The 13,262-nt window shown below is 53.0% G+C and carries 11 protein-coding genes; all 11 read right to left on the reverse strand.

Annotated features, from left to right (window positions below; genetic code table 11):
- Position 1 precedes the first annotated feature (1 nt).
- The 11 genes from mraY to leuO all read right to left on the reverse strand — a co-directional run bounded on the left by mraY (position 2) and on the right by leuO (position 12,834).
- A complete protein-coding gene (gene mraY / locus O3S68_RS19245) occupies positions 2–1,084 on the reverse strand; it encodes a phospho-N-acetylmuramoyl-pentapeptide-transferase (RefSeq protein WP_020456544.1) in 1,083 nt (360 codons plus the stop codon).
- Entirely contained in the window at positions 1,078–2,436 is a 1,359-nt protein-coding gene (gene murF / locus O3S68_RS19250; protein ID WP_269232238.1) for a UDP-N-acetylmuramoyl-tripeptide--D-alanyl-D-alanine ligase, read from the reverse strand. Before murF ends, mraY begins: the two co-directional genes overlap by 7 nt.
- Positions 2,433–3,920 carry a UDP-N-acetylmuramoyl-L-alanyl-D-glutamate--2,6-diaminopimelate ligase gene (murE, locus tag O3S68_RS19255; RefSeq protein WP_045511913.1) on the reverse strand — a complete coding sequence of 496 codons (1,488 nt, stop codon included), beginning with the start codon at positions 3,918–3,920 and terminating at the stop codon, positions 2,433–2,435. The genes murF and murE overlap by 4 nt, the downstream gene beginning before the upstream one ends.
- A complete protein-coding gene (locus tag O3S68_RS19260; RefSeq protein WP_020456541.1) occupies positions 3,907–5,673 on the reverse strand; it encodes a peptidoglycan glycosyltransferase FtsI in 1,767 nt (588 codons plus the stop codon). Before O3S68_RS19260 ends, murE begins: the two co-directional genes overlap by 14 nt.
- A 25-nt stretch (positions 5,674–5,698) precedes the next feature.
- On the reverse strand, positions 5,699–6,064 hold the full coding sequence (gene ftsL / locus O3S68_RS19265) for a cell division protein FtsL (RefSeq protein ID WP_017457921.1): 366 nt from the start codon (positions 6,062–6,064) through the stop codon (positions 5,699–5,701).
- Positions 6,061–7,002, reverse strand: coding sequence for a 16S rRNA (cytosine(1402)-N(4))-methyltransferase RsmH (gene rsmH, locus O3S68_RS19270; RefSeq protein ID WP_269232329.1), 942 nt, complete (start codon positions 7,000–7,002; stop codon positions 6,061–6,063). The genes ftsL and rsmH overlap by 4 nt, the downstream gene beginning before the upstream one ends.
- Before the next feature lie 2 nt (positions 7,003–7,004).
- A complete protein-coding gene (gene mraZ / locus O3S68_RS19275) occupies positions 7,005–7,463 on the reverse strand; it encodes a division/cell wall cluster transcriptional repressor MraZ (protein ID WP_097406975.1) in 459 nt (152 codons plus the stop codon).
- A 620-nt stretch (positions 7,464–8,083) separates the two neighbouring features.
- A complete protein-coding gene (cra, locus tag O3S68_RS19280) occupies positions 8,084–9,088 on the reverse strand; it encodes a catabolite repressor/activator (RefSeq protein ID WP_017457918.1) in 1,005 nt (334 codons plus the stop codon).
- Between the two features lie 177 nt (positions 9,089–9,265).
- The gene (ilvN, locus tag O3S68_RS19285; RefSeq protein ID WP_007373137.1) at positions 9,266–9,757 is read right to left on the reverse strand and encodes an acetolactate synthase small subunit; all 492 of its coding nucleotides are present in this window, start codon (positions 9,755–9,757) and stop codon (positions 9,266–9,268) included.
- Between the two features lie 2 nt (positions 9,758–9,759).
- Positions 9,760–11,484, reverse strand: coding sequence for an acetolactate synthase 3 large subunit (gene ilvI / locus O3S68_RS19290; protein WP_044489561.1), 1,725 nt, complete (start codon positions 11,482–11,484; stop codon positions 9,760–9,762).
- A 387-nt stretch (positions 11,485–11,871) separates the two neighbouring features.
- Entirely contained in the window at positions 11,872–12,834 is a 963-nt protein-coding gene (gene leuO, locus O3S68_RS19295) for a transcriptional regulator LeuO (RefSeq protein WP_269232330.1), read from the reverse strand.
- Positions 12,835–13,262 lie beyond the last annotated feature (428 nt).

Genomic DNA, 13,262 nt, shown 5'->3' on the forward strand with positions numbered 1-13,262 from the left:
ATTAACGTACCTTCAGCGTTGCCAGGCCAATCAGCACCAGCATCAGCGAAATAATCCAGAAGCGCACGATCACGCGCGGTTCCGGCCAGCCTTTCAGTTCATAGTGGTGATGAATCGGCGCCATACGGAAAATACGTTGGCCGCGCAGTTTGAATGAACCAACCTGCAAAATGACCGACAGTGTTTCCACCACAAACACCCCGCCCATGATCACCAGCAGGAACTCCTGGCGCAGCAGCACGGCGATAATGCCCAGCGCGCCGCCCAGCGCCAGTGAACCGACATCGCCCATAAAAACCTGTGCCGGATAGGTGTTAAACCACAAGAACCCTAACCCAGCGCCGACAATCGCCGTACAGACAATCACCAGTTCCCCTGCATGACGCAGATAAGGAATGTGCAGATAGTTAGCAAAATTCATGTTGCCGGTCGCCCATGCCACCAGCGCAAAACCGCCGGCAACGAAAACCGTCGGCATAATCGCCAGGCCATCCAGGCCATCCGTCAGGTTGACCGCGTTACCGGTGCCAACAATCACGAAATAAGCCAGCAGAATGTAAAACATGCCCAGTTGCGGCATCACATCTTTAAAGAACGGCACCACCAGCTCGGTCGCGGGGGTATCTTTGCCCGCCAGATAGAGCGCAAACGCTACGCCCAGCGCGATAACCGACATCCAGAAATACTTCCAGCGTGCAATCAAGCCCTTGGTGTCTTTGCGCACCACTTTGCGGTAGTCATCGACAAAGCCAATCGCACCGTAACCCACCAGCACGACAAGAACACACCAGACGTAGGGGTTGGATGGGTACGCCCACAGCACAACAGAAACCACAATCGCGGTCAGGATCATGATCCCGCCCATCGTCGGCGTACCGCGTTTGCTGAAGTGCGATTCAGGGCCGTCGTTACGTACAACCTGACCAAAAGAGAGTTTTTGCAAGCGGGCAATCATGCGCGGCCCCATCCACAAGGAGATGAAGAGCGCGGTCAACAGGCTGACAATGGCGCGAAACGTCAAATAGGAAAAGACGTTAAAGCCGGAATAATATTTGACCAAATGTTCGGCCAGCCACACTAACATGTCCCGTTCTCCTGTAATTCGCGTACCACCTCTTCCATGGCGGAGCTACGTGAACCTTTCACCAAAATAGTAATAATTTTCTGCTCAGCGATGAGCGCCTTTAAGCGCGCTGTTACTGCCGCTTTATCGTTAAAATGCTCGCCTACGCCGCTGGCTTTGCTCAACGCTTTGCTCAACGTGCCGACGCTCAGAACTTTATCAATGCCGACGGCTTTCGCCGCTTCACCGACCTGGATATGACACGCTTCGCTCTCATCACCCAGTTCGGCCATATCGCCAACCACCATCACCCGATAACCCGGCATTTCGGACAACACATGGGCAGCCGCGGTCATAGAACCAACGTTGGCGTTATAGGTGTCATCCAGCAGCAGTTGGTTTTCACCCAACTGCACCGGGAATAAGCGCCCCGGTACGGCTTTCAGGTTTGCCAGCCCGCGTTTTACCGCGTCCAGGCTTGCGCCAACCGCCATTGCCAGCGCCGTTGCTGCCAGCGAATTAGCGATGTTGTGGCGACCCGGCAGTGGCAGAGTGACATCCACATTGCCGGTTGGGGTTTGCAGCGTGAACTCAGTGCCATGTGAAGTCACATGCACATTCGTCGCGGTAAAATCGCTGTTCGCTGCGTTGGGTGAGAAGCGCCAGACTTTGCGATCGCCAATGATGCTCTGCCAGTTCAGCCAGTCATTATTGTCGGCATTCATAATGGCGATACCGTTAGCGGGCAGACCGGTGTAGATTTCGCCTTTCGCTTTCGCCACACCGGCAAGCGAGCCAAAGCCTTCCAGATGCGCTGCCGCCAGGTTATTGACCAGCGCCGCTTCCGGGCGTGTCAAGCTAACAGTCCAGGCGATTTCGCCCTGGTGGTTCGCCCCCAGTTCAATCACCGCAAACTGGTGCTCTTTGGTCAGGCGCAACAAGGTCATTGGCACGCCAATATCATTGTTAAGATTGCCGGCGGTGTAGAGCGTATTGCCGCATTCACTCAGAATAGCAGCGGTCATCTCTTTCACTGACGTCTTGCCGGAAGAACCGGTCAGCGCCACCACGCGCGTTGGCACTTGCTGGCGAACCCAGGCAGCCAGTTCGCCAAAGGCCTGGCGGGTGTCCTGCACCACTAACTGTGGCAGGTCGATATCCAGTTTTCGGCTCACCAGCAGCGCACCCGCGCCCCCTTCTTTCGCTTTGTCAGCGAAGTCGTGAGCATCAAAACGCTCGCCTTTCAGCGCAACAAACAGGCAGCCCGGCGTCAGTTTACGTGTGTCGCTGGTTACCGCCTCAATCACAACATCCTGGCCGTGCAGTTCCGCGTGCAGCGTGCTGGCAAGTTGACTCAGCGTTACGCTAATCATGCTACTACCCCCAGCAAACGCGCCGCGGTGACGCGGTCGGAGTAATCCAGACGGCGTGTACCCACAATCTGATAATCTTCATGGCCTTTACCGGCCAGCAGCACGACATCGTTCTCTTTGGCTTGCATGATGGCATTGGTCACCGCTTCTGCCCGGCCTTCCACCACGCGAGCCTGACCCGCATCCAGCATGCCCGCGAGGATGTCATTAATAATGGCGCGCGGCTCCTCGGTACGCGGATTGTCGTCCGTCACCACCGGTACATCAGAGAACTGCTCAGCAATCGCGCCCATTAATGGACGTTTGCCTTTATCACGATCGCCGCCGCAGCCAAACACGCACCACAGTTTGCCAGTGCAGTGCAGACGCGCCGCCTGCAGCGCTTTTTCCAGCGCATCCGGCGTATGGGCATAATCCACCACCACGGTGGGTTTACCCGGCGCGCTGAACACTTCCATACGACCGCAAACTGGTTGCAGACGTGATGCGGTTTTTAGCAGTTCACTCAGCGGGTAACCCAGCGCCAGCAACGTCGCCAGCGCCAGCAGCAGATTACTGACGTTAAACGCCCCCATCAGGCGGCTTTCAATTTCACCTTCGCCCCATGAGGAGTCGAAATGGATCGTCGCACCGCTGTCGTGATAATCAACGCTCACGGCTTTCAACCAGCGACCATGACAGTCCGGATTGATATTGTCTTCCATCGATACCGCAACGGCGTCCGGTAATTTGGCCAGCCAGCGACGGCCAACTTCGTCGTCGGCATTAATGATCGCCTGACCATAATGATGTGAAGAGAACAACAGCCATTTCGCGGCTTCGTAGTTCGCCATATCACCGTGATAATCCAGGTGATCGCGGCTTAAATTGGTGAACACGCTGGCGGCAAATTTCAGTGCCGCCACGCGATGCTGTACCAGGCCATGGGAAGAGACTTCCATCGCCGCAAAGGTCGCGTTTTGCGCCGCCAGCCCGGCAATGACGTGCTGAACGTCGACAGCAGATCCGGTGGTATTTTCCGTCGGTACGACGTTACCCAACAGACCGTTGCCCACTGTGCCCATCACCGCGCTGGTTTCGCCAAGCAGTTGGCTCCACTGCGCCAGTAACTGTGTGGTGGTGGTCTTACCGTTAGTACCGGTTACGCCGATAAGACGTAATTGCCCGGAAGGCTCACCATAAAAACGACCTGCCAGCGCGGAAAGGCGCTCATTTAACTGGCTGAGGTAAATGACCGGAACGCCGTGCATTTCACGAACTTCACCGTCGTTCGCTTCATCTTTCGCTTCAGCAATAATGGCAGCAACACCTTGCGCAATCGCCTGCGGGATATATCGACGCCCGTCCGCCTGATGACCGACCACTGCCACAAAAAGATCGCCCGAGGCAGCCACACGGCTGTCGAGTGTCATCTCTCGTAGCGCTCGCGCAGGTAGCATTGGCACCCACGGAGCGAGAAGGTCGCGCAAATTACGATCTGCCACCTGATCCCTCGCCTTGATTAATTACAAATTCACTTTTTTCGCCCGTGGTCAGCGCATCCGGTTCAATGTTCATGGTGCGCAGAACGCCACCCATGATGGCACCAAAGACCGGCGCGGACACGGCGCCACCGTAGTATTTACCCGCTTGCGGATCGTTGATAACCACCACCAGCGCAAAGCGCGGGCGGCTGGCAGGCGCGACGCCAGCGGTGTAAGCAATGTATTTATTGATATAGCGGCCATCGGGGCCGACTTTTTTCGCCGTACCGGTTTTAATCGCGATGCGATAACCCTTGATGGCGGCTTTCACACCGCCACCGCCTGGCAGCGCCACGCTCTCCATCATGTGCACCACGGTACGGACAATGGATTCGTTGAAGATGCGTTCGCCCGGAACTGGCGGATCAACTTTGGTGATCGACAGCGGACGGTAGATGCCGTAGCTGCCAATGGTTGCGTAGACTCGCGCTAACTGTAACGGCGTTACCATTAGCCCGTAGCCGAAAGAGAAGGTGGCCCTCTCTATGTCAGACCACCGTTGTTTTTGAGGAAATAAGCCACTGCGTTCCCCGACCATCCCCAAATTGGTCGTTTTTCCCAGGCCAAAACGTGAGTAAGTATCTACTAACGCTGAGGAGGGCATCGCTAACGCCAGCTTAGAAACACCGACGTTACTCGACTTCTGTAAGACCCCGGTGAGGGTTAATTCGCTGTATCGCGCCACGTCTTTGATTTCATGGCCGTTAATACGATAAGGCACCGTGTTCAGCACCGTATTTGGCGTCACCACGCCGCGCTGTAGCGCGGTCATAACCACCATCGGTTTCACGGTGGAACCCGGCTCAAATACGTCGGTAATAGCGCGGTTACGCATCGCGTCTTTCGATGTGCCGGTGAAGTTGTTTGGGTTATAGGAAGGGCTGTTGGCCATTGCCAGCACTTCGCCGGTGTTCACATCCACCAGCACGGCGCTGCCCGACTCTGCTTTGTTAAACGCTACGGCGTTATTCAGCTCGCGATAGACCAGCGCCTGCAAACGTTCATCAATACTTAATGCGAGATTGTGCGCCGCCTGGCTATCGGTAGACGAAATATCTTCTATCACGCGCCCGTAGCGGTCTTTACGCACAATGCGTTCGCCCGGCTGACCGGTGAGCCATTTATCAAAGCTCTTCTCAACGCCTTCAATGCCCTGGCTGTCGACGTTGGTAAAACCGATGAGGTGAGCAGTCACTTCTCCGGATGGATAGTAACGGCGAGACTCTTCACGCAGATGAATCCCGGGTAATTTCAGCTTTTTAATGTAATCACCGAGATCCGGGTTAACCTGACGCGCAAGATAAATAAAGCGCATCTTCGGGTTGGCATTGATGCGTGAAGCAAGCTGGTCGAGCGGCATATTCAGCGCGTCAGAGAGCGCCTTCCAGCGATTATCGAGCGTCACACCACCCGCATCGTGCAACTCTTTCGGATCCGCCCAGATGGCTTTCACCGGGACACTCACCGCCAGCGGGCGGCCAGAACGGTCGGTTATCATCCCGCGCGACGTCGCTACTTCTTGTACACGCAGGGAACGCATATCCCCTTCACGCACCAGCATGTCCGGATTGACGACTTGCAGGTAGGCAACGCGTCCGAGCAGAAACATCAGTGCCAGCAGAATACAACCGCAAAGCAACGCAAAACGCCAACTGACAAAGTTGGCCTGTTCTTCCTGGCGTTTCGGTTTAAGCGTTTTCGCCGCTGCTTTCATGCGTTGCGTGATTCCTTATTCATCTCTATTTCTGCACCACAATATTTTCCTGTGAGGGATCGACATGCTGCATTTGCAGCTTTTCTGTGGCGATCCGTTCAACCCGGCTGTGATCGCCGAGCGCGTTCTCTTCAAGGATCAGGTTGCGCCATTCGATATCCAGCGCGTCGCGCTCAATAACCAGTTGTTCACGCTGTGCGGTTAATAAACGCGTGTGATGGGCGGTAGTGACCACCGTCACTGCCGTCATAATGATGCAAATGAACAAGCAGAGTGGCAGTTTCCCAAATCGCAAAAGATCGTCGCCGATCACGCCAGGCAAAGCATGGCGCTCGTTGCTTCCTAACGATCCCTTCACTTTGCTCAGGGTCTCTGTCACTCTGCCGATCATGCGTTCGTCCTCTCTGCAATACGCAGAACTGAACTACGGGCACGTGGGTTTTCAGCCACTTCTTCTTCGCCCGGCATCAACTTTCCTAAGGCTCGCAGCTGACGGCCACCCAGTTTCCTGAGTTGCTCTTCGGTCATCGGCAACCCGGCAGGAACCTGCGGGCCACGGCTTTGCTCACGCATAAAGCGTTTCACAATGCGGTCTTCCAGTGAATGGAAGCTGATAATCGAAAGCCGCCCTCCCGGGGCAAGCACGCCGAGCGAGTTTTTTAGCGCCAGCTCTATCTCCTCCAGTTCACTGTTCACCCAAATGCGCACCGCCTGGAAGGTACGGGTCGCGGGATGTTTGAATTTGTCTTTCACTGGCGTTGCTGCCGCCACCACTTCCGCCAGCTCTTTGGTGCGGGTCATGGGATCGAGACGGTTGCGCTCGACGATGGCGCGGGCAATACGTTTGGCAAAGCGTTCCTCACCAAATGTTTTTAAAACCCAGGCAATGTCGGCTTCATCAGCGGTTTGTAACCATTCGGCGGCAGACTGACCGCGAGTGGGATCCATACGCATGTCTAACGGGCCATCACGCATAAAGGAAAAGCCGCGTTCCGGATCGTCAAGCTGCGGTGAAGAGACGCCAAGATCGAGGAGAATACCGTCGATCTTGCCAATAAGGTCGCGCTCGCTGACATAATCAGCAAGCGCGGAAAAGGGACCATGAATGATGGAGAAGCGGGGATCATCAATGGTTTGTGCTACAGCAATCGCCTGCGGATCGCGATCGATCGCCAGCAAGCGTCCTTCCGCTCCCAGTTGGGAGAGGATCAAGCGCGAGTGACCACCGCGACCAAAAGTGCCATCGATGTAAATGCCATCCGGACGAATATTCAGGCCGTTAACGGCCTCATCCAGCAGCACCGTCATGTGTTTAAAATTTTCCATCATCATTACAGAGACAAATCCTGCAACCGATCCGAAAGCGCTTCGGAACCCGATTGCTCAGCGTCGATATCTTCCCTGACCTGTTGATACCAGGTCGTTTCGTCCCACAGCTCAAATTTATTGAACTGCCCGACCAGCATCACTTCTTTCGTTAATCCGGCGTGTTGCCGTAAAACAGGCGCAATCAAAATGCGCCCGGCGCTATCCATCTGGCACTCGCTGGCATGCCCCAGCAACAAACGTTGTACGCGCCGTTCGAGCGGGTTCATACTCGACAGACGCGACAGTTTTTGCTCGATAATTTCCCATTCGGGCAAAGGGTAAAGCAGCAGGCATGAGTGACGGATGTCAATGGTGCAAACCATTTGACCGGAGGCATTCTCCTGCAGCAAATCCCGATATCGGGTGGGAACGGACAACCGCCCTTTGCTGTCGAGATTGACTAACGTCGCTCCACGGAACATTTCCGATTCACCCCCAGGTGACCCTTTTACACCACTTTATCCCACAAATCCCCACTGAGGGAGTTTACGGAGCGGAGGAAAAGCTTGTCAAGCCAGCGCAATGGCTAACCAGAACAAAAGATCCCTTATTCACAGCGAATATCTGCGTCGGTGAAATAGTGCTCAGCTTACGAGGCAAATTAACGTCATGAATATTTGCAAGAAAAAAAACAGAATATGCGCACGCGCGTTTAAAACCATTCAATTTCTGCGCGCGAAATATAAAGTGTCAGTTTGCGACGCGGGCGGCATTTTAAGACATATTGAAGAGAGTTAACAGCACCAGTTACATCAACGCGCGCACAGCGCGGCGGCACTTCCACAGTGATAAAACCTTAACGCGATAAATGGACGTTAATTCAATGCGCGTGGCCTTTTTTAGATGTAACAATTCAATACAAAAACCGGGATAAGTTACTTCTCAATTACCCTTTAAAAATGTTTTTTAAGAAATGGGCAAAATAAATTAACAGCAGCCATTGGGAAATTAAGGATTTATCTTAGGAGAGTCTTAACAATAATTTGATTAAAGGTAAGAGATGAATAGTAAAAAGGCAGCTGTCGCTGCCTTTCACCCGAAACTATACCCGGCTAAGTATGCCGCGACGGTAAAGATTACGGCGAATACGGCTAAGCCCCGCTTTCGGTTTGCGTGGCTCATCAAGGCTTGCCAGCACGATCTCCAGCACGCGTTCGGCCACATCGCGATGACGCTGCGCCACCGCGAGCACCGGGCATTGCAGGAAATCCAGCAACTCATGATCGCCGAAGGTGGCAATCGCCAAATCAGATGGCAGCTTGCCGTCGCGACGCAACGTCACATCCAGCACCCCCTGCAATAAGGCAAACGAGGTGATAAACATCGCTTGCGGCATCGGGTTGGTTTCCAGCCATTTCTCAAACAGCTGCGCAGCGGCTTCCCGCTCATAACTGTTGGCGTAGAGATACTGAACCTCGCGCGGATCGTCTTTCCACGCGGTGCGAAAGCCCTGCTCACGCAGGAAGCTCACCGATAACTCCGGTAAAGCGCCAAGGTAAAGCACACGCTCCGCCGGGAATTTACGCAGCTCTTCCGCCAACATTTCCGAATCATCCTGATCGGCACCAACGACACTGGTGAAGTGTTCACGATCCAGCGCACGATCGAGTGCGACGATCGGGAAGGAGTCATTCGCCCACCGTTGATAGAACGGATGCTCCGGCGGCAGAGAAGTGGATACGATGATCGCGTCCACTTGCCGTTGCAGCAAATGTTCAATACAACGCATTTCGTTGTCAGGCTGATCTTCAGAGCAGGCAATCAAAAGCTGATAGCCGCGCTGACGCGCCTGGCGCTCCAGATAGTTGGCAATACGCGTGTAGCTCGTGTTTTCAAGATCGGGGATAACCAACCCAATCGAGCGAGTTCGTCCTGCTCGCAGCCCAGCCGCCACCGCGTTCGGGTGGTAGTTATGCTCACGAACAACCGCCATCACTTTCTCGACGGTTTTGTCGCTGACACGATACTGCTTCGCCTTACCATTAATGACGTAGCTGGCCGTGGTTCGTGAGACGCCGGCTAGCCGGGCGATTTCATCCAGTTTCACAATTGCCCCTTAAAATAGTGCACTCCATAACCTTTTTAGGGATATAGGCTAATTTCCATAACATCTAAGCGCAGAATACTCACTGCGGCAACCGCTTTCGTATCTGGTTCCGTATGATTTCGCAAAAAAAAGCCCGGCGTAAGAGGCCGGGCAGATAAATGGAGAGAACGATCACGATCAACGCATGATTTTGTCGCCGCGCGACAACCCCACCACGCCAGACCGCGCGACTTCAACGATTTTTGCGACATCGCGGATCGTCGCCAGAAACGCATCCAGTTTGTCGCTGGTTCCGGCAAGCTGAACCGTATAAATAGAAGGGGTAACGTCAATGATCTGCCCACGGAAAATTTCCGCGTTGCGTTTCACCTCTTCGCGCCCGTAGCCGCTGGCCTGAATTTTCACCAGCATGATCTCGCGCTCAACGTACGCGCCCTGCCCCAATTCGTTGACGCGCAGAACATCAACCAGTTTGTGCAGTTGCTTTTCGATCTGTTCGAGCACTTTCTGATCGCCAACGGTCTGGATCGTCATTCTTGATAACGTCGGATCATCGGTTGGCGCAACCGTCAGGCTTTCAATGTTGTAACCCCGCTGGGAGAACAAACCAATCACGCGCGATAACGCGCCCGATTCATTTTCCAGTAATACAGACAATATCCGGCGCATAATCAGGTTCTCTCCGTTTTGCTTAACCACATCTCATCCATACCGCCACCGCGGATCTGCATCGGATAAACGTGTTCACTACCGTCAACGGTAACATCAACAAACACCAGGCGATTATTCTTCACCTGTTCCAGTGCTTCAGCGAGTTTCGCTTCCAGCTCATCCGGGCGCGTAATGCGGATCCCAACATGGCCATAGGCTTCCGCCAGGCGGGCGAAATCAGGTAGTGATTCCATATACGATTGCGAATGGCGACCAGAATAAATCATGTCCTGCCACTGCTTCACCATGCCCAGGTAACGGTTGTTAAGATTGAGCACCAGCACCGGCAATTCATACTGTAAAGCGGTAGAAAGCTCCTGAATGTTCATCTGGATACTGCCATCGCCGGTCACGCAAATCACCGTCTCATCCGGCAACGCCATCTTCACGCCGAGCGCCGCAGGCAAACCGAATCCCATCGTCCCCAGCCCGCCTGAGTTGATCCAGCGGCGCGGCTTATCAAAGCGGTAGTAAAGCGCGGCGAACATCTGGTGTTGGCCGACATCTGATGTCACGTAAGCCTCGCCTTTCGTCAGGCGCCAGGCCGCTTCAATCACCGCCTGCGGTTTAATGCTCTCACTTTGGGTATCGTATTTCAGACACTGGCGGGCGCGCCATTGATCGATGCGCAGCCACCAGTCGCGAATCTCATCTAACGGCTGCGGATACGCTTCCTGATCCAGCAATTCCAGCATCTGTTCCAGCACCAGCCGCGCATCACCAACAATCGGAATATCTGCCTGCACGGTTTTGGAAATAGACGTCGGATCGATATCGATATGCAGCACCGTCGCATCCGGGCAATATTTCGCCAGATTGTTGGTGGTGCGATCGTCAAAACGCACGCCAACGGCAAAGATGACATCCGAATGGTGCATCGTCATATTGGCTTCGTAAGTCCCGTGCATGCCCAGCATGCCGAGCGCCTGTCGGTGGGAAGCAGGAAATGCCCCCAGCCCCATCAATGAAGAGACAACCGGTAAATTCAGTTTTTCAGCAAGCTGGCGTAGTTGTACTTCACAGGCTGAATTGATCGCGCCACCGCCAACATAGACCACCGGCTTTTTCGCCGCCGCCAGCGTTTGTAAGGCGCGCTTAATCTGGCCTTTATGTCCCTGCGTTGTCGGGTTATAGGAACGCATGCTGACGGATTCCGGCCAGACGTAAGGCAGCTTATTGGCCGGGTTCATAATGTCTTTCGGCAAATCGACCACTACCGGTCCAGGGCGACCGCTGGCGGCAAGCCAGAAAGCTTTCTTTAATACACCGGGAATATCTTCCGTTTGCTTGACTAAAAAACTGTGTTTTACCACCGGGCGGGAGATCCCCACCATGTCGCACTCCTGGAAAGCATCATAGCCAATCAGCGACGTTGCAACCTGACCGGAGAGCACCACCAGCGGAATAGAATCCATATATGCCGTAGCGATGCCAGTAATGGCGTTGGTCGCGCCGGGGCCGGAAGTTACCAGGACCACGCCCACTTCACCCGTCGCCCGCGCCAGACCATCGGCCATATGTACCGCCGCCTGTTCGTGGCGAACCAGCACGTGTTCAATACCGCCGACGGTATGCAGGGCATCGTAGATATCAAGAACCGCGCCTCCGGGATAGCCGAATACTTTCTTTACGCCTTGATCGATAAGCGATCGGACGACCATCTCGGCTCCAGACAACATCTCCATGCTTTGCCTCCAGGCTTACGTTTGTCGACTGACGGCGAAAATCATTTCCGCGCTGTCGCTCTGTTCAGAACAGGAAATCCCTGCACTCTGATTATGAATGGCAGTTACCATAACCGCTCAAAATCTGGCAGGCAATTAGCAAGCCCTTGCGGTGAAGCCTGTACAAAAGTGAAAAAACGACGTCAGAAACGCAGAATTGGTGGAAACATCTGTGATAAGCAAAGACGATGACCATTCATCATCCGAATACGAAGTTGTCCAGTAATTGATCCATTTTTGCAACATCGTCTGTCATTGCGACAGACGTAAATCAGGACAAAATACTGCCAGAAAAAAACAGAGCAGAATAACCAAACGCTTTCACCGCTGGATGATTCTGCCCACTGGCTAATGGCTACACACCGACACCAGAAGCTCTTCCATCCATTGATGGCCCTTATCTCTGCCTGCGGCTTCATGCCAGGAGAGGTAACACGTGCGGCTCTTCAGATCTAACGGGAGCGGCAGCATCGCTAAATCCAGCCCTTCAGCAAATGTATTCACTAACCAGCGCGGTGCAATCGCCACCAGATGAGTTTGCGAAACCACGCTTAATACGCTGGTCAGCGCCATCCCCTGATAAGCAATACAACTGCATTTATCTACGCTGTCATACCATGGCTGGCTAAATGACGCGTACCGGTCCAGCGAAACCACCGCATGCTGTTCTCTGAAGATGGCGTTTTCTGTGGTGAGCGCATTGAGGCGGGGATGCTGATGGCTGACGACCAGTACCATTTCATCATTAAATAATGGGATACATGAAAATTCAGGCCGGCGAAACTCTTCGTAGCCAATCACAAACTCAATTTCCTGATAACGCAGCTGGTGCTCGGTGCTGTGATTAAGATCGGATTTAAATACTAAATTAATACCGGGGGCAATTTTCTCTACGCGATTGTAAATCGCTGACGTTAAAAGATTATCCAGCGGGCTACAAACACACAGATTAAATACACGTTCACTACTAAGCGGATCGAATCCGGAACCGGGCAGTTCATTTTGCACCAATTGCAGCGCCTGGCGGATAGAACCAAAAAGTTGATACGAGCGCGCCGTTGGCTGGATCCCACGCCCATAGCGAACAAAAAGTTCGTCATTAAACATGACTTTAAGCCGCGCAACAGCATTACTTACTGCGGGTTGCGACATTCCCAGAACATGTGCCGCGCGGGTGATATTTTGTTCCTGCATTACTGCATCAAAAACAGTCAATAAATTGAGATCGACAGAACGTAACTGCGGTTTCCCCTCTTCATTAACTTGCTGATTATAAACATCTTCACCAGGTATTTTGCAATCCGTCGTCATCATGAGCTCCCTCGACCTGCGTAATAATAATATTCAGGAAGATGATTTATCACGCATATAACATTATTAGAAGTACGGTGTGACAAATTAGGAATATATAAAGCTCCTGTTTTATTTTCCAGGCGAATGAAAATTAACTTTTTCATCTTAAATTAAGGGAGTTCTTCATATATTTTTACCTTACCAAACATTCTGTAATCTCAATAAAAATATATCTCTATCGCTGTTTTCCTTTACACATCACTCGATTATTCACTTCGCTTTTACGGAAGATTTTAAATACTGCGTAACGCCAGACACAACCGGTAATGCGTAAGCATGAAAAACGTATTTCCATCTCATAGACAGAATTATTAACTAAAGCGCAACAAAGTAATCGACGCTCTTCAGCCACGCTTTTCAGACGAGGGGTTGACATTAACTTACGT

The organism is Kosakonia sp. SOY2 (assembly GCF_027109175.1).
Lineage (GTDB): Bacteria > Pseudomonadota > Gammaproteobacteria > Enterobacterales > Enterobacteriaceae > Kosakonia.